The organism is Microseira wollei NIES-4236 (assembly GCF_020521235.1).
GTDB classification, from domain to species: domain Bacteria; phylum Cyanobacteriota; class Cyanobacteriia; order Cyanobacteriales; family Aerosakkonemataceae; genus Microseira; species Microseira wollei.
In genome coordinates this window covers 16,071-33,606 of the sequence record NZ_BLAY01000035.1, presented here as the reverse complement: position 1 = coordinate 33,606, position 17,536 = coordinate 16,071, and the positions used below count along the sequence as shown (strand labels likewise).

18 protein-coding genes are annotated in these 17,536 nt (G+C 46.7%); 11 read left to right on the top strand and 7 right to left on the bottom strand.

Annotated features, from left to right (window positions below; translation table 11 throughout):
- The first annotated feature begins 69 nt into the window (after nucleotides 1-69).
- Nucleotides 70-225, top strand: coding sequence for a hypothetical protein (locus tag MiSe_RS13495; protein ID WP_226580075.1), 156 nt, complete (start codon nucleotides 70-72; stop codon nucleotides 223-225).
- 381 nt (nucleotides 226-606) lie between these two features.
- Here MiSe_RS13495 and MiSe_RS13490 read toward each other — a convergent pair whose 3' ends face one another.
- The 3 genes from MiSe_RS13490 to MiSe_RS13480 all read right to left on the bottom strand — a co-directional run bounded on the left by MiSe_RS13490 (nucleotide 607) and on the right by MiSe_RS13480 (nucleotide 2,082).
- Nucleotides 607-972 (bottom strand): hypothetical protein, encoded by a 366-nt coding sequence (locus MiSe_RS13490; RefSeq protein WP_226580073.1) that lies wholly within the window; start codon nucleotides 970-972, stop codon nucleotides 607-609.
- Between the two features lie 9 nt (nucleotides 973-981).
- Complete coding sequence (locus MiSe_RS13485) at nucleotides 982-1,329, bottom strand: hypothetical protein (protein ID WP_226580071.1); 348 nt, start codon at nucleotides 1,327-1,329, stop codon at nucleotides 982-984.
- A gap of 75 nt (nucleotides 1,330-1,404) precedes the next feature.
- Nucleotides 1,405-2,082: an actin-binding WH2 domain-containing protein gene (locus MiSe_RS13480; protein WP_226580069.1), complete on the bottom strand. Its 678-nt coding sequence runs from the start codon at nucleotides 2,080-2,082 to the stop codon at nucleotides 1,405-1,407.
- A 179-nt stretch (nucleotides 2,083-2,261) separates the two neighbouring features.
- Here MiSe_RS13480 and MiSe_RS13475 point away from each other — a divergent pair, with 179 nt between their 5' ends.
- From MiSe_RS13475 to MiSe_RS13430, 10 genes are all read left to right on the top strand, one after another.
- On the top strand, nucleotides 2,262-3,020 hold the full coding sequence (locus tag MiSe_RS13475; protein ID WP_226580067.1) for a hypothetical protein: 759 nt from the start codon (nucleotides 2,262-2,264) through the stop codon (nucleotides 3,018-3,020).
- Nucleotides 3,021-3,112: 92 nt separating this feature from the next.
- Nucleotides 3,113-4,012 (top strand): DUF1822 family protein, encoded by a 900-nt coding sequence (locus tag MiSe_RS13470; RefSeq protein WP_226580065.1) that lies wholly within the window; start codon nucleotides 3,113-3,115, stop codon nucleotides 4,010-4,012.
- Between the two features lie 43 nt (nucleotides 4,013-4,055).
- Nucleotides 4,056-7,277 carry a WD40 domain-containing protein gene (locus tag MiSe_RS13465; protein WP_226580063.1) on the top strand — a complete coding sequence of 1,074 codons (3,222 nt, stop codon included), beginning with the start codon at nucleotides 4,056-4,058 and terminating at the stop codon, nucleotides 7,275-7,277.
- A gap of 280 nt (nucleotides 7,278-7,557) precedes the next feature.
- Nucleotides 7,558-8,277: a nucleotide exchange factor GrpE gene (grpE, locus tag MiSe_RS13460; RefSeq protein WP_226580061.1), complete on the top strand. Its 720-nt coding sequence runs from the start codon at nucleotides 7,558-7,560 to the stop codon at nucleotides 8,275-8,277.
- 101 nt (nucleotides 8,278-8,378) lie between these two features.
- The gene (dnaK, locus tag MiSe_RS13455; protein ID WP_226580059.1) at nucleotides 8,379-10,340 is read left to right on the top strand and encodes a molecular chaperone DnaK; all 1,962 of its coding nucleotides are present in this window, start codon (nucleotides 8,379-8,381) and stop codon (nucleotides 10,338-10,340) included.
- Nucleotides 10,341-10,393: 53 nt separating this feature from the next.
- A complete protein-coding gene (gene dnaJ / locus MiSe_RS13450; protein ID WP_226580057.1) occupies nucleotides 10,394-11,527 on the top strand; it encodes a molecular chaperone DnaJ in 1,134 nt (377 codons plus the stop codon).
- Nucleotides 11,524-11,790 (top strand): sulfurtransferase TusA family protein, encoded by a 267-nt coding sequence (locus tag MiSe_RS13445; RefSeq protein ID WP_226580055.1) that lies wholly within the window; start codon nucleotides 11,524-11,526, stop codon nucleotides 11,788-11,790. Before dnaJ ends, MiSe_RS13445 begins: the two co-directional genes overlap by 4 nt.
- Nucleotides 11,791-12,882: a small ribosomal subunit biogenesis GTPase RsgA gene (rsgA, locus tag MiSe_RS13440; protein ID WP_226580052.1), complete on the top strand. Its 1,092-nt coding sequence runs from the start codon at nucleotides 11,791-11,793 to the stop codon at nucleotides 12,880-12,882.
- A 23-nt stretch (nucleotides 12,883-12,905) separates the two neighbouring features.
- On the top strand, nucleotides 12,906-13,133 hold the full coding sequence (locus MiSe_RS13435) for a type II toxin-antitoxin system Phd/YefM family antitoxin (RefSeq protein WP_226580049.1): 228 nt from the start codon (nucleotides 12,906-12,908) through the stop codon (nucleotides 13,131-13,133).
- A complete protein-coding gene (locus tag MiSe_RS13430) occupies nucleotides 13,130-13,516 on the top strand; it encodes a type II toxin-antitoxin system VapC family toxin (protein WP_226580046.1) in 387 nt (128 codons plus the stop codon). Before MiSe_RS13435 ends, MiSe_RS13430 begins: the two co-directional genes overlap by 4 nt.
- A gap of 186 nt (nucleotides 13,517-13,702) precedes the next feature.
- On the opposite strand, the gene MiSe_RS13425 is transcribed toward MiSe_RS13430, so the two are convergent.
- The 4 genes from MiSe_RS13425 to MiSe_RS13410 form a co-directional block, all read right to left on the bottom strand.
- Complete coding sequence (locus tag MiSe_RS13425; RefSeq protein ID WP_226580044.1) at nucleotides 13,703-13,960, bottom strand: hypothetical protein; 258 nt, start codon at nucleotides 13,958-13,960, stop codon at nucleotides 13,703-13,705.
- A gap of 554 nt (nucleotides 13,961-14,514) precedes the next feature.
- A complete protein-coding gene (locus MiSe_RS13420) occupies nucleotides 14,515-15,744 on the bottom strand; it encodes a DUF445 domain-containing protein (RefSeq protein ID WP_226580041.1) in 1,230 nt (409 codons plus the stop codon).
- A gap of 108 nt (nucleotides 15,745-15,852) precedes the next feature.
- A complete protein-coding gene (gene ubiE, locus MiSe_RS13415; protein ID WP_226580038.1) occupies nucleotides 15,853-16,557 on the bottom strand; it encodes a bifunctional demethylmenaquinone methyltransferase/2-methoxy-6-polyprenyl-1,4-benzoquinol methylase UbiE in 705 nt (234 codons plus the stop codon).
- Nucleotides 16,554-17,501 carry a response regulator gene (locus tag MiSe_RS13410; protein WP_226580035.1) on the bottom strand — a complete coding sequence of 316 codons (948 nt, stop codon included), beginning with the start codon at nucleotides 17,499-17,501 and terminating at the stop codon, nucleotides 16,554-16,556. Before MiSe_RS13410 ends, ubiE begins: the two co-directional genes overlap by 4 nt.
- Between the last annotated feature and the right edge of the window lie 35 nt (nucleotides 17,502-17,536).

The window sequence follows — 17,536 nt, the reverse complement described above, 5'->3', positions numbered from 1 at the left end:
AGAAAGTCTCCTAAATTAAAGAATTCCCAAAACTTTTTGGCAAAATAGCAAGGGATAGCAAGAGCTGGTGTGAAATCCCAGCTGCTATGTCAAGCTTTCATGACTGCCGGAGCGATTACCGCTTCCGGCTACAGGCGACCTGACAAGGCTGCGAGACTTACCCTACAGGTGAGGACGGTTAATATAGGGAAACTCCGACTGATGACAGATGTATTTGCATCATAGCCTGTATAGCCTGTAATAACCCGTAACAGCGGGCTATGGCAATAAATTTTTGGGGTTGGGACTTCAGATCCCAGACTCTATCAAGAGACTTACGCCTATGGGGTACTAAGATTATAGAGCAGTCCGCGAAAACCTCGTGTCAATAGAGCCGGGGTGACCGCGAGCGACAAGCTTGTCTGACAAATTTTGCCCTGGGACATTAGAGCGGGGAGTGTCAAATTGTTAATTAAGCTAAAACGTAGAAGTAGGGCTTGGTTGTTTGCTCTACCTCAATTCTACAAAACCAGATAGCCGTTGCAGTTGACCATCCTCACCCTTCCCTGGGTCGGTTGACTGCAAGAGGATTCCCGTACCCCAGATAGCCGACCCAAGTTAGTTTCATCAACTAACTTGCCGCTTTTGTAACTTTCTAACTTCTTTATGGACGCTCATCCCAATCTGGAGGGACTCGTTCAGCAAACGTCCATATTCACCAGCTTTGTTGTTTGTATCCAACGCCATCAAGTTGGTAAAATTATTTTCTAGATAATAAAAAAATTGATAGCGACGCGCAATCAAACCTTTGTTTTCTCTCAAGAGTTTTTCTGTGCTTAAAGCAGCAATCAAGCTTTCTCTGGTGACCTCTAGTGCTGTAATCAAAGTGTCTCGGTCAATCAGATTGAGTTCTGATTGACTGACTGCTTCTAGCCGTTCAACGATGTCTACCGCTTCAATTAGTTCGTTATATTTATTAACTTCATCAAGCAAATTTCTCAGCTATAAAAAATTCTTGGCTTTAATCCAAAGGTAAAGGTTGCATCCCAGAGTCACCATCAGGGAGATTACCACAGCAACCTGTAAAAACCGAAAAATGTTATAGGTATCTTCAAATGACTGACCAGAATTTCGAGCCAGCAGCAAGCCAACGGTAAACACAACCACCAAAATCAATCCAAAAATCAAAAATTCAGCCAAACACAAGGAAAATAACCGCTGAGGATGACGCAAGATCTGCGAAATAGTCATGTTGAAAATATCAAGCATCAATAAGTTATTCACCTCCAAGCCAATTAAGTTTTCTAGTTCTTTTCCAGCGAGCTTTAACCGATGCAAATTTGAGTGCATATCCCTGCCATCCTATTTTGAAAATATTGGCTAATAGTCAAATTAGATTACTATTAGCCATTAGCCATTAGCCAATTATTTGACATTCAAACCTAAGACGTGAAGAATATGAAGATAGAAGTTACTTTCTATTTCAGAACGGAAAAGCTGAAAGGGTTTTCCTGGCGTGCCAAAAAAAGGTCTGAGCGTCCATCCTAGTTGGCTACCGACAAAGGCATAAAGTGCTAACCAGAATCGTAAAATGTTCATGCGTGCCGCTTGATTCTCGGACTCTTGCTCGTAGAAAAACTTCATGGCTTGATAGACGTAATTGACGCCAATCAATCCAGCGATCGCAAAAATTGCGACATTGAACAATTGGAAAAATTTGTAACTGTTAAGCGAAATTCCAAAAAAGAGGGTGATGGGTGCTAAGCTAAATAATAAAACGCTGGTTACCGATACACCTGTTAGCACCATCGCTAAGTATTGACCTATACTGCATCTGGAGCCAGAGAGAATGTTAAAAAAGTATAAGGGCGGCAAACAAATCAAAAGTGTAATTAAGTAAAGTGCCAGGAGTTTAACCGCCGAAGAAAAAGCTTGCAGTAAACTATGGTTTGCCCCTATAATCGCTCCATAAATTGCCAAGAAAATGAAACTGACAATTAGTTGTCCTATAATCTTGTTGTTAATTTTTAACCCTTGGCAAATTTCCGCGATAAATTCTTGGCGATTTTGCAGCAAATATAGCAAAATTGAAAAGGTTTTCATTGTATATTCTCCAGTTAATTCTAAACTGTGTGTTTCCGCAGCAATCCCAGCCAAACTGAAACCGGGTTCGTTGGCTTTCCTCTTTCCTGATGTCAGATCTCCATCTGCTAATCTGTCAGACCAATGCCAAAATTTTTAGGTCAGAAGTCGCGCAATTGTTACAAAAATTTACAAAAGGTATGAACGAACGAGATGAAAGGCTACGCCAACTGATTGCGACGGTGCGTCAACACCCACCAGTGAGTCCTCTGTGGCGAAAGGCTATGAATCAACTGCTGATGGAAATTCAACAACTACCGGGGTTAGTGCGTTCTTCTCACCCTGATTATTGGGAGGTTTTGGACGATACGTTGATGCAACTGGGGGAGAAGATAAAGGAATTTGAACCCAGACATCCGTCGATGGAAAAAAGTTTAGTGGTGTGGATTAACCGGAAATTAAGGTTAAGATATGAAGTGCGATCGCTCTCTTCACCAGGACGCAGCCCAAAGCCCAAAACTGCTCTAGCCGAATACAAAGCCCAAATTCGTAAACTTCCTCTCTCCCTGGATACTCCCGTTAGCGATGACAGTGGGGAAACATTCGGCGACCTTTTGCCAGATGAAAGTCCCTCTACCTTGTGGGATTTAGAAGCCGAAATTCAACGGCAGCAGGAAAAATTAAAAAACCAAAGAATTGGCATTCAAATGCGGCAATATATCGAACAAGATCCAGAAGGGAAGCTGCGAAATTGTTATCCTCGTGCCTATCCTCGTTGTCATTGTCATCGACTCAGTCAAAGGCGCTGTTTGAAAGAGCCACCTGATAAATTTAAGGATATTGCTGAAGATTTAGATATGGCACTAGGAAAGGTGACTTCCCATTGGTTTGATAGATGCATTCCCCTGCTGCAAGAAATTGCCGAAAATTTTGGATATCGATCTGATGGTGAGATATAGCAAGCTCGTTTTGGGTTAAGAATTTTTTTAAGAACAGAGACGCAGAGAACGCAGAGGAAGAAGTAAGGAGAGGTTTTCGCGAAATGAATAGTATGGAAGTTCAGGTTTTAACTGTTCCGGTTGGTAAAGAAATACGCGGTTTGGCTATGCAATTTGCTGCGGAACAAGCAACTGCTCAAAAGGGGAAACAAGTTTATTTGAATACCCTGGCTGTTTACGCGGTTCATCGCTATTTGAAATGGCTGCACGTGGAAACGGATTTGAGTCATGGTGATTGTTGGCATCCGGGGAAGCGATCGCTTTTCGATCTGGCGGATTTGGTTATACCGAACATTGGCAAATTAGAATGTCGTCCGGTACTACCACAAGCAACAGTTTGTTGGGTGCCAGAAGCAGCGAGGTCAGACCGAATTGGCTACTTATTCGTGCAGTTTAGCGATTGCTTAGAAACGGTACAATTGCTAGGATTTACCACAAGTGTAGCTACAGGTCAAGTATCGATTGGTGAATTGCGAAGTCTCGATGACTTCATCTCCCATCTTAATCAATTACTCGCCCAATCTAAAATCCCAAATCTGCAATCTGAAATTAATTTGAGCCAATGGCTGCACAATATTTTTACAGAAAGTTGGCAATCAATAGAGGAAATATTTGCCAATCGCTCTTTGAGTTTGGCATTTAGAGATGCTGATAGGCGGGGTAAATTAATTGATTTGGCAGGTCATACAGTTGCTATTGTAGTGACGCTGAAGCCAGAAAATAGTCAAAAACTGCGGATTCGGCTACGAGTGTATCCGGTGAGCGATCGCATTTATTTACCACCAGAAATTAAATTAACTATCCTGACTGAAACAGGGGAAGTTTTCCGCGAAGTGACGGCTAGAAGTAACGATGAATTTATTCAGTATGAATTTAGCGGTCAAAGGGGAGAGCAATTTAGTGTTAGAATTACCCTGGGAGAAGTTAGCTTCGCGGAATCTTTTGTAATTTGATAGCTGCTTGCGGCACAATATAAACAGCATTAAGGTAGCAGCAATGGCAAAGTTAGTCCTCCTAGACATTGAGGGTGACTTAAATCAAGGCGCTTCGGTTACCCTGGAAATTAGGGAACAGTTTCGTGCTGCTACCCAAACGCGACAGAAAGGCAAGTTACCCCCAAATCCCACGCTTTTAGAACAATACCGTCACTGGCAGTCGCTTTATCGCAGTTTAGACTTTTTATTCAGAATAGAAGACTTGCCAGGACAAGTGACGAATTTCGCTAGAGGAGAAGCAATAGCAGCTTGTCAAATAGCTGGTGAAGTGTTAAAAGATAGTTTGAATAATTGGCTGAATACCCCATCTTTTCGCCCGGTGCGTGAGAAATTGCTAGAAAAATTAATGGGCGATGAGACAATTCAAGTCATTTTACAAGTGGAAGATATTCATGTACGGCGACTTCCTTGGCACTTATGGGATTTTTTTGAACGGTATCCTTTCGCAGAAATAGCCCTAAGTTCGCCAGCTTACGAAAAAGTCGAAACATCAGCAAATACCAGAAATAAAGTCAGAATTTTAGCCATTTTGGGGAACGGTAATGGGATTGATGTTGCAGCAGACAGAATGATGCTAGAAGATTTATCAGACAAGGCAGAAACGGTATTTTTAGTAGAACCGCAACGACGAGAATTAGATAAATGGTTGTGGGATGAACAAGGCTGGGATATTCTGTTTTTTGCGGGTCATAGTGCGAGTTGGGGAGAAACAGGTCAGATTTGGCTAAATCGTCACGAACGGGTGACAATTGGGGAAATTAAACATGCATTGAAACGAGCGATCGCCCGCGGTTTAACCATTGCTATTTTTAACTCTTGCGATGGACTTGGATTAGCACATTATCTAGAAAATTTGCAGATTCCACAAATAATTGTGATGCGCGAACCAGTCCCGGATTTAGTCGCGCAAGAATTTTTACAACATTTTATCGCAGCTTTTGCAGGAGGAAAATCTCTCTATCTATCTGTACGCGAAGCTAGGGAAAAGTTGCAAGCTTTAGAAACTCAGTTTCCCTGCGCCACCTGGTTACCAGTTATTTGCCAAAATCCCAGCAAAATTACGCAAAACTGGCAAGAATTGACTGGGAAAGTATTGCATAATCTCACACCCGCACAGCCGCATGCGCAGCTCAGAAAACCTCTGTGGGGAGTGGGTTTTCTCTTGGGAATGACTCTCGTCGGAACAGCCGTATTTCAATGGCAGCAAGCGGAACTGCAAAAAAAAATTGCCTTAGTTATTGACCGAGTTGTTGCTGCCAAAACCTTGTTTAATTCGGAGCAAGCTTTGGAAGCGCTGCTAGAAAGTTTACGCGCAGGTAAACAACTGCAAAACTTACCAGGAGTAAACGCCGCTACCCGCATTCGAGTGGTGACGGCACTGCAACAGGAACTTGACGGCATCCGAGAGCGCAACCGTTTGGAAGGACATGGTAAAACTGTATTGCGGGTGAGTTTTTCCCCCGATGGTGAGATGCTGGCTTCTGCTAGCGATGACCGCACCGTTAAACTATGGCAAATTGATGGCAAGTTGCTGCATACGCTTGAGCATAACGACAGCGTTAGGAGCGTTAGTTTTAGTCCCAATGGTCAAATAATTGCTTCGGCAAGTTATGACGGGACGATTAAACTTTGGCGCAGAAACGGTCAATTATTACAAACTTTGTTTGGTCATAAAAATAAGCAGGTAACGAGCGTCAGTTTTTCGCCCAACGGTCAATTTCTCGCTTCTGCGGGTGGAGATAACACCGTCAAACTTTGGCGGGTAAATAGTACGGGTTTGGCAATGATACCCAAGGCAATTTTAAAACATCGTTCTTGGGTTGAGCAGGTGACTTTTTCACCCGACGGTGAAATACTGGCTGCTGCGAGTACAGATAAAACTATTAAACTCTGGCGCAAAGACGGCACGCTACTAAAAACCCTCGCAGGACATAATGGTTCTGTGCTGAGCGTGAGTTTTTCACCAGATGGTGAGATGCTGGCATCTGCTTCGATCGATCGCAGGATCAAACTCTGGCAAACTAATGGTAAGCTACTCCAAACTATCCCAGCCCATGATGCAAGAGTTTGGAGTGTAGTTTGGCGTCCAGATCAAGGTGCATTTGCTTCTGCGGGGGCAGATAATACCGTTAAACTCTGGAGTCGTAATGGTAGATTGCTCCAAACTTTTAAAGGTCATACGGCTTCGAGTTATAGCGTCAGTTTCTCACCAGACGGTGAAACTTTGGCAAGTGCCAGTGCGGACGAAACGATTCGATTTTGGCATCAGACTAAAATGCCAACTTTGCCGCAGAATCGTGCGGTGAAAACAAGCATCAGTTTTTCAGGAGATCGCATATTATCTACTACAAATGGCGACAAAACCGTAAAAATATGGAGTTGGGATGGACGCTTGCTCAAAACTTGGCAGGGTTTGGCTGCTGTTTTGGGCGCGAGTTTTTCACCCGACGGTCAAATTCTCGCCTCTACCATTGCGGACAAAATTCAACTCTCCAACAAAGATGGGAAACCATTACACAGCTGGAAAGCACACGAACAGCCTGTGCGGGACGTGAATTTTAGCCAAAAAAACGGTAAAATTTTAGCATCTGCAGGGGCTGACAATCTGGTTAAACTCTGGCGATGGGATGGTAGCTTGGTCAAAATATTGCCAGGACATCAGCAAGCTGTTAACCGCGTCAGTTTTTCACCCGACGGTCAGCTGCTTGCTTCGGCTAGCGATGATAATACGATTAAACTTTGGGGAATTGACGGTAAACTGCGGAAAACTTTGGAGGGACATAGCAGTTGGGTGTGGGACGTAGGTTTTAGTCTTGATAGTCAAACCATTATTTCTGCGAGTGCTGACGGAACTGCTAAACTTTGGAGTCGCGATGGTGAGTTGCTCAAAACCTTCAAAGGACATAATGCGGGTGTCTCTAATGCGAGTTTTAGTCCCGATGGTCAAACGATTGTTACAGTCAGTGCTGACGGTACGGTGAGACTCTGGAGTCGCGACGGTTACTTGCTCGAAACCTTACCAGCGCAAGGCGTCGGTGTTTGGGGAGGCGCGAGGTTTAGTCCAGATGGCAAGAGTCTGGTTTTGGCTAGCAGCGATCGCATTGTACTGTGGAGTTTGGATCTCGATCGACTTTTAGAACGTGCCTGCGACTGGCTGCACGATTATTTAGAAACAAATCCTTTTGTTAGTCAAAGCGATCGCTTCCTTTGCCAGCAAAAGTAGGGAAACTACGATCGCAGTTCGCTCTCCTGTGAGCAAGCTGGCACGCTATGATGACGAGTGAATAGGCGAATAGAGATTTCGCGAGTGCCCAAGCGGGTAGACTGGAAAATAGTGATTGGGAACCAACCCCATCTTCCTTGGAGTAAAAGTCCTGACCAATAACTATCCCGCCGGAAACCGGATTGGGACCAGGTAGGGACTCCAAAACCAGCGAAAATTAACCCAAATAACCGGCTTGGATAGCGCGCGGTAGCAGTCTCTAGAGGGAAATAAGCAGACGATGATTGACGAAGCTAACCAGACAAATAACACTCAAAACCCCACAACAACCGTGGTTCCAGAGGCAATGGCCAGCAGCACGAACGCCGAAGGGGTAGAATTACAAGCGGCGACGGAGTCGGACTCCCAAGTGGCGACGGCTGAGACAAGTACGGGGACTGAGGTAGAAGCAGAAACCGACCAAACCGCAGAACAAGAGGCAATGGCATTAGCCATAGCTGCATTAAAGCAGCAAGTTGAAAGTTTGAAAGCTCAGGTAGAAGATCGCACGAGCCAATACATGCGAATTGCGGCAGATTTCGATAATTTCCGCAAGCGCACGGCAAAAGAAAAGGAAGAATTAGAGCAGCAGGCAAAGTGCGCCACGATTTTGGAAATCCTGCCAGTGGTAGATAATTTTGAGCGGGCGCGAGGTCAGCTTAAACCCCAAACCGATGGGGAAATGACAATTCATAAAAGCTACCAAAGCGTTTACAAGCAATTGGTAGACTGCCTCAAGCGCTTGGGAGTGTCGCCAATGCGCCCGAAAGGTAAAGAATTTGACCCCAACCTCCACGATGCAGTGATGCGAGAACCAACCGACGAATATCCCGAAGGCACCGTGACAGAAGAATTGATGCCGGGGTATTTCCTGGGAGAAAAGGTTCTGCGCCACGCGATGGTAAAGGTTGCTGCGGCGAATGAGGACGTGGTAACCTCAGAGGAAAATCAGCCAGAATAACCCCATTGGTGATGGGAAAAGGCGATTGGAAATTTTAGATTAACAGCCACGCATCCAAACCAAAACCCTCAACAAAATCATCCACTACACTGCGGCGATCTATGGGAAAAGTCATAGGCATTGACCTGGGCACGACGAATAGTTGTGTAGCCGTTTTAGAAGGCGGTCAACCGATTGTCATACCAAACTCGGAAGGAGGGCGAACGACGCCGAGTATCGTGGGATTTGGCAAAGCGGGGGATCGCTTGGTAGGTCAGCTAGCAAAGCGGCAAGCGGTTACCAATGCGGAAAATACCGTATACAGCATCAAGCGGTTTATCGGTCGTCGCTGGGATGATACGGTAGACGAGCGCTCGCGCGTTCCCTACAACTGCATTAAAGGCAAAGACGATACCGTCGATGTCCAAGTCAGGGGACGGACTTACTCGCCCCAAGAAGTATCGGCGATGATCCTGCAAAAACTCAAGCAGGATGCGGAAAACTTTTTGGGCGAAACCGTGGATCAAGCCGTGATTACCGTACCCGCCTACTTCACCGATGCCCAACGGCAAGCAACTAAAGACGCAGGCACGATCGCCGGACTCGAAGTGCTGCGGATCATCAACGAACCCACCGCAGCCGCCCTATCCTACGGGTTAGATAAACAACACGAAGACCAAACGGTTCTGGTGTTTGACCTGGGAGGGGGCACCTTCGATGTCTCGATCTTACAGTTGGGCGATGGTGTGTTTGAAGTTAAGGCGACTGCCGGCAACAACCACCTGGGCGGAGATGACTTCGATAACTGCCTGGTGCGCTGGATGATGGACAACTTCAAGGCATCTGAGAGAATCGACTTATCAACCGATAAAATGGCGATCCAGCGCCTGCGGGAAGCAGCGGAAAAAGCCAAAATCGAACTGTCGAGCATGGTCAACACCTCGATTAACTTGCCGTTTATCACCGCAGACGAGACAGGACCAAAACACCTGGAAATGAGCCTCTCGAGAGCTAAATTTGAAGAATTGGTGGCGCATTTGGTGGAAAGTACCATCGAACCCGTCACCCAAGCGCTCAAAGACGCGGATATGAAACCGGAGGAGATCGACCGGATTATCCTGGTGGGCGGTTCAACCCGCATTCCCGCAGTCCAAGATGGGATTCGCCAGTTTTTTGGCGGCAAAGCACCAGACAGATCGGTCAATCCCGACGAGGCTGTAGCATTGGGAGCAGCGATTCAAGGCGGGGTGCTGGGTGGAGAAGTAAAAGATTTACTTTTGTTAGATGTGACGCCCCTGTCCTTGGGCATCGAAACTCTGGGAGAAGTATTCACCAAAATTATCGATCGCAATACCACCATCCCCACCAGCAAGGCACAAATATTTTCCACCGCCACCGACGGTCAAACTTCAGTAGAAATCCACGTCTTGCAAGGCGAGCGGGCGCTGGTGAAAGATAATAAAAGTTTGGGCAGGTTCCTGCTGGCAGGGATTCCCCCAGCACCGCGCGGCGTGCCGCAAATCGAAGTAGCTTTCGAGATCGATGTCAACGGCATCCTCAAAGTGGCGGCAAGAGACAAAGGCACCGGCAGAGAGCAAAGCATCCGGATCACGAATACGGGCGGCTTAACGGCGGCAGAAATCGAACGGATGCGCCAAGAAGCCGAAATATTTGCCGAGGAAGATATAAGGCGCAGGCAGGTGATCGAACTCAAAAACCAAGCCGATAGCCTATTCTATAGCTATGAGACTACGCTCAAAGAGAATGGCGAATTCATCAGCGCGGAGTTGAAAGCCGAAGCACGGGCAAAGGCAGAAGAACTGCGAGCCGCGATCGCCAACCCTAGAATTGGGATAGATGATATGCGGCAGCAGATCGAAAACTTCCAACAAACCCTGTTTGTCATCGGTGCCGCCGTGTACCAGCAAGCAAACCGCAGTCGGGATGAGTACTCCGACCAATCTGAAACGGTAGCCGCAGCCGCTCCAGGGGAGTATATAAAATCAACCCCCGATGAAGAAGACGATTTCAATTTCGATCTGGAAGACAATACGGTCAGTGCTGACTACGAAGCCGTAGACTAGCAGAATGCGATCGCAAGTCCTAATAGTTTAAATTCCCCAGCAAAGAGCGCTCTATGCCCCGCGACTACTATGACATCCTCGGCGTTAATCGATCCGCCGATAAAGAAGAAATTAAACGCGCCTACCGCCGCCTCGCTCGGAAATATCACCCCGACGTGAATAAGGAACCGGGCGCAGAGGAGCGCTTTAAAGAAATTAACCGCGCTTACGAAGTCCTCTCCGAACCAGAAACCCGCGCCCGCTACGACCGCTTTGGCGAAGCGGGCGTCTCCGGTGCAGCCGCCAGTGGATTCCAAGATTTAGGCGATATAGGTGGCTTCGCCGACATCTTTGAAAGCTTCTTTAGCGGCTTTGGCGGCATGGGAACTCAAACCACCGCTGGGCGGCGGCGCAGCGGCCCAGCCCGCGGAGACGATCTGCGCCTGGATCTAAAGCTGGAATTCCGCGAAGCCGTATTTGGCGGCGAAAAAGAAATCCGCATCAGCCATTTAGAAACCTGCGAAGTGTGCAGCGGCACCGGCGCTAAACCGGGGACTCGCCCTCGCACTTGCTCGACTTGTAGCGGTTCGGGTCAAGTTCGGCGCGTCACCCGCACCCCCTTTGGCAGCTTTACCCAGGTTTCCGTATGTCCCACCTGCAACGGCACCGGACAGGTAATCGAAGACAAGTGCGAAGCTTGCGAAGGTAAAGGACAAAAGCAAGTCACCAAAAAACTTAAAATCACGATTCCCGCCGGAGTCGATGACGGCACCCGCTTGCGCGTCGCCTCAGAAGGAGATACCGGACAGCGGGGTGGCCCACCAGGGGATTTATACGTATACTTGTTCGTGAATGCCGATCCAGAGTTTCAACGGGATGGCATCAATGTCCTGTCGGAAATTCAGATCAGCTATCTCCAAGCAATTTTAGGCTGTCGCCTCCAAGTGAACACGGTTGATGGGCCGGAAGAACTAACGATTCCCCCCGGCACCCAGCCGAATACGGTGCTGAAGCTGGAAAATCGCGGCGTGCCTCGTTTGGGCAATCCAGTCAGTCGCGGCGACCACCTGATTACCGTGGGAATCGAAATTCCCAATCGCCTCACCGCTGAAGAACGCGAACTGTTAGAAAAGTTGGCTAAAATTAAGGGTGAACGGACTGGTAAAGGCGGTATAGAAGGATTCTTGGGGAATTTCTTTCACAAATGAGTAACCCAACCCTGTTGACTCCCGATGCCCAAATGGATTTGCGCGGCACCCCTTGCCCGATTAATTTTGTGCGGACTAAACTACGCCTAGAAAAAATGGCACCCGGTCAACTGCTGGAAGTGTGGCTGGATGGAGGAGAGCCCATCGAGCAAGTACCCGATAGTTTGAGGATGGAAGGGTATAAAATAGAACAAATTGAAGACCGCACTGGCTTTTTTGCCTTGAAAGTGCGCCGTCCAGCAGATAAGCCTCCAGAGTGCTGAGTGGATAACCAATCCCAGGGACAAAAAGAATTCAGCAGTGAAACGCTGTTGGGAACAGTCCTGGCAGTACAGGCAAATTATTACTCGGTGCAACTCGATTCGGGCTGGGAAAATACCAGGGAGAACTCAAAATCGGCAAAATTGCTTTGCACCCGCAGGGCAAGGTTGAAAAAAATTGGGCAGCAGGTAATGGTGGGCGATCGCGCCATCGTAGAAGAACCGGATTGGATCGGCGGTAGGGGTGCGATCGCAGATATTCTCCCCCGCCAAACCGAACTGGATCGTCCGCCAATCGCCAATGCTAACCAAATTCTGCTCGTCTTTGCCCTGGCAGATCCACCCTTAGAACCTTACCAGCTGAGTCGATTTTTAGTTAAAGCCGAGACGACTGGGTTGGATGTCAGCCTTTGTCTGAATAAAAGCGATTTGGTCACAGAAGAACAGATTCACCAGTGGCGCGTACGCATATTATCCTGGGGCTACGAAGCGATCCCGATTAGCGTCCTCACCGGCACTGGTTTAGAACAACTAAAAGACAGCCTGCGCGACCGCATCACCGTCCTCGCTGGGCCTTCCGGTGTGGGTAAGTCGAGCATTATAAACTATTTAATTCCAAATGTCAAGTTGCGAGTGGGAGAAGTTTCCGGGAAACTCAGCCGGGGACGTCACACTACCCGACATGTAGAATTGTTTGAATTACCGACAGGCGGGTTACTCGCAGATACGCCCGGTTTTAATCAACCAGATTTAGATTCTAGTCCCTCAGAGTTAGCGTTTTATTTTCCCGAAGCCAGACAGCGCTTAGAGAGGGATACCTGTCAGTTTAGCGATTGTCTGCATTGCGATGAACCGAACTGTGCAGTGCGGGGAGAGTGGGAGCGTTACGAGCATTACTTGGATTTTCTAGAAGATGCGATCGCCCGTCAAGAGAAACTCAACCAACAATCAGATCGGGATGCAGCGCTAAAATTAAAAACCAAACGGGGAAAAAGTCAGTACGAACCCCGGTTAGAAAGTAAAAAATATCGCCGTCCTTCCCGGCGCACCGAGCAACAAAAATTGGAAGAATTGTATCAAGATAGCGATCTATAAATTAGTAAAAAAAGGTGAAAATTATGCAGACAATAGAGCTTAATGAAGCATCCAAGGAACTATCTAATTTAGTGGAATTAGTACTTCAAGGTGAAGAAATCATCATTATAAAAGACAATCAGCCTGTGGTTAAACTAATGCCATTATTGCCAGTTAAGCAGCCACGTCAGCCTGGTAGTGCTAAAGGTTTGGTCACAATATCGGATGATTTTGACGAGCCAATCGCAGATTTTGAGGACTATCTGCAATGAGGTTGCTGTTAGATACTCATACATTTATTTGGTTTGTCACCGACAATCCCAAACTTAGCGAGACAGCACGGGGGCTAATTAACGACGGGAATAACGAAATTTGGCTCAGTACAGCTAGTATCTGGGAAATGGCGATTAAGCAAAGCACGGGCAAGTTAAGTTTTGGTTTACCATTTAGGGTGTTTATAGAACAACAAGTTAGTCTTAACAGGAGCGATATACTAAACATTAATTTAGACCACATTGAAGTTATAGTGACGCTACCTTTTCACCATCGAGATCCTTTCGATCGGCTAATAATTGCACAGGCGATGGTCGAGCAAATACCTATTTTGAGTGCTGATTCTGTGTTTGATGCCTATGGGATTCAGCGCTTGTGGTAGTTTGAGAATCTCAGGACTTATATCATCTCCGGTGGCATAGGTAGTAAGCTGGGGCGGGTTTATTTATTCAAAGCGCTCCTACCAAATATCTCTCGTAAAACCCGCCCCTAATTTCGTCAAAAATTATACACTACCGTTGCTTAAGGACATGATATCAGATGGCGATCGCTCGTGGAAAACCTTTTGTCACTTACCACCACCACAACCTAGCTCTACGCAACCAACCTTGTCGCACTTATCATCAACTTTTTTGTTTTTGTGAGACAAGCAATAATCCATACCTCGACCTTTGAAATCTGGGGAATCAACTGGATCTTGGATTTGGTTCCCGCTATTGATGCTGGCATTGTGATCCCACCAGTCTTTCTTGGTTGCCCAAGGGAAATCTTTGCGGAATTCTTCCAGGCTTCCGTATAATTTGTTGTATATTGAATTTTTTGCCATTTTTGCGTTTCCTGTTATCCGATGTATATGTCTGTATTCCCCAAGTTGGAATTGTTGTCAGGATATTTTGGACGCAATTAGAAATTTTTATTTGTCCCGTTTGTTCTGTGGGGCGGGTTTCACGAGGTCAGAAACCGGGTTTCGACCTAGATCTCAATTTTTCACAGAAACCCGGTTTCTGTCTGTAAAATCCGTCCCTGGGGTAACATTCTCCCTTACCATACACAACCAATGGGAAGGGACATGATATAACCAGATACCGAGTAGCAAAAGATGGGCGGGCGATTCTGCTCACCCCACAAACCCAGTAGCAATTCTTGTGGGATGGGTGGTAGCAGTTCTTGTGGGATGGGCGTCTCGCCCGTCCAGCTATCAGTTTATTTGTACTAACATAACGCAAGTTGCTAGTTATCTTTTTATGGCTGCTAATAGCTAATGGCTAATGGTAGAACCGAAAAATATTACCATCAGCAATTAGCAATTAGCGATTAGCAATTTATCAACCCACGATAGTTATAACTAGCAACTTGGGTTAACATACTTAATTGTGCGCTTCACCGCAGTAGTAGCAAAGCAGTTTGAATCAACCCCACAACAAAGCCTAAAATCCCGCCTAAATTAACAATTGCCTGCAATTCATTTTTGACAATTCCCTCAATTGCTGCTTCTAAATCGGCGGGAGAAGTGGCTTTAACTCGCTCAATAATCACTTGGTCGATATTTAAAATGGGAATCGTTTGAGCGACTATTTTTTCTAAATCTCGCTCTAAATAGCGTTCTAAAACTAAAGCGAGTTCTTGACTCATAACTTCTAAAGAAGAATTGATAACCGCAGAATTACGCAGCCGACTTAATACTAAAGCCGCTGTTTCTTCCCAGTTAATTGAACCGCTTAACCCTTGCATTAAGTCGCTACCGCGATTTTGAATGTAGCTGCGAATGCTTTCTTTAATGGTTTTCCGCAACTGGCGGACTGTGGAAATAGGTAGATTTTGTAATGATAGATTGTGCAACCAGCGTTTTAGGCGATCGCGCAATTCTAATGATTGCATTAACTCGGCTAGGCGCTGATTCGATATCTCTTTTTCATCTAAGCAAAATGTCCGCAGGCGAGTTAATGTATTTCTCAATCCAAATAGATTTGCTACCACCCAATAAGTACCGCTGGTTTTCTCGCGAAACCCTTCATCAATTACTTGAATGTTGCGGTCAGTTAAAAAATCAATAATAGCCAAACGCAGCACATCCGGCGGTAAAACTACATGCAATAACCAATCAGCTAGCTGTCCAGATTGCTGTTCCGTTAGTTGGAAATCGATTAAAATTTGGTCAAATATTTGGTTGATTTGCGCTTCCAAAAAATCATCGCGACGAGCCAATACTTTAAGCAAGCGCGGCAAAGATTCGCTCAACAAATCTCGCAATATCGCTGCTAATATTTTAGCAGTTTTTTGTTCCTTATCGCCTTGAATTTGATCGAGCGCCAACCGCAACAACCAGAGAATTCCTGCTTGCACCCGTTCGGTGTGTAGCAAGCGCCGCGCCAGTTTTTGCAATTCATCTGGGGTGAGGAGCGACCCCATGATCGTATCAGAAACTCGCAAAGCGAGTCGTTCTTGGTTCGCGGGAATTAAACCGGGGGTAAACGGAAGCCGTCGCTTACCGATGTATATTGCTCGATAAGGACGGAATAGCATTTTGATGGCTATATCGTTGGTGAAATAGCCGATAATTGCCCCTAGTATCGGAGGGCTTATATAAAGCCAGAGGTCGGATATATTCAACTTGGAATTATCAACTAGCGGGTAATTGGTAATGGGTAATGGGTAATTGGTAATTGGGGGAACTATTACCTATTACCTATTACCCATAACCCATTACCTATTTCCATTCTATTTTGTAATTACCAAAACACCCATCATGCCACCGGCAATCGGATAATGAGTAGCGGCGGCAAATCCGGCGAGCCTCGCTAGTTGCAATTGTTCTGAGCCTGTGGGAAATTTATCTAAGCTGGGACTGATGTAAGCGTACTCTTCCGTCAGGCCGAATTGTTGGGCAGCGGGGACAACAAGGTTGTCGAGATACCACTGCTGAAAACTGCGGAGGGTGGAATTATTGGGGCGGTGAAAGTCTAGGATAGCAGCTTTGGCGTTGGGTTTGAGGACGCGGTGCAATTCCTGCAAGGCGCGGGGAATATCGGTTACGTTCCTCAGTCCGTAACCCATTGTCGCGGCGTCGAAATAATTGTCGGGAAAGGGTAAATTGAGGGCGTCTGCTTCCACCCAGTCGATGGGAAGCGGGGGGTAGCAGGAGGCGACGCGGGTAGAAGCATTGGCTAACTGTGCTGGGGAAAAATCTACTCCCTTTACCTGGCCTGAAAGTCCGACGCGCCGTGCTAGGATTTGAGCCAGATCGCCGCTACCGCAGCAGAGATCTAGACAAGTATCTCCCGGTTTAGCATCGCTCCACTTTACCGCCATGTGCTTCCAAATGCGATGCTGCCCCAAGCTTAACCAATCGTTGAGCGAGTCGTAAACTGGGGCGATGCGGTCGAAAATGGTGCGAATGTAATTCGCTTGGGTATCTAGACTCATGCAGCGGCGCGGGTGCTAGTGAGGGCGAGGGCTACCTGTTGGGCAGATAGATGGATTAGCATGATTTCATCTTCGCGCAATTGGCAGGGTTTTTTCCATTGCAGGGATAGAACCGCTAATAGTTTACCTCGATAGACAATCGGGGTGACTAGATGCGCTTGAATTCCCGAATTAGAGTAGTGTTCGAGGGCTGATATTGCGGGATCGGATGGTATGTTGAGAGAAACTTGCATTTGGGAGTTGGCGATCGCATCCTTCACCAATGGATCTTGTGCCAGCCAGTTTACCAAACCACCGTCAGCACTGTAGATACCAGCGGTAGAACTTAAAGTCTCGCCTTCCACCAGTTGCAAGATACAGCCATCTGCGCCAAAATTTTCGCCAAATGCCTTGGCAATCGGTTCTAAACAATCTTCTACCTGAGCCGATGATTGGGCAACCTGTACGATTGTAGAAAGCAAAGCCGTTTGCGCTTGGGCGCGACGCAGTTCTTCGGTGCGTTGTTTGAGGACTTCGTAAGTTTCCGCCGCCCGCTGTACCACCGCCTTTAATTCGTTCGGGTCCCAAGGCTTGGTAATGTACTTGTAGACTTGTCCGGAATTGATCGCGTCTACCAAGTCCTCGATATCGGTGAATCCCGTGAGGATAATTCGCACCGTATCGGGGAATTTGGGTACGGTTTTGCTGAGAAACTCGGTTCCTTTCATCTCCGGCATCCGCTGATCCGAGATAATTACAGCAACTTCGCCCTCAGCAGCAAGCACTTCTAATGCTTGAATCCCACTTTCTGCCTTGAGGACGTTGAAATCGCGCCGGAAGGTGCGGTAGAGCAGATCTAAATTATCTGGCTCATCATCTACAACCAGCATTTTGGCTTTTTTGCGTCGTTCTACGCTCATTAGCTGACGGCGAATGCTCTCTAGCTCAGGAATACTATTATCCATATCAATCTAACGAACGACTTGTGTAAAATCGTTCA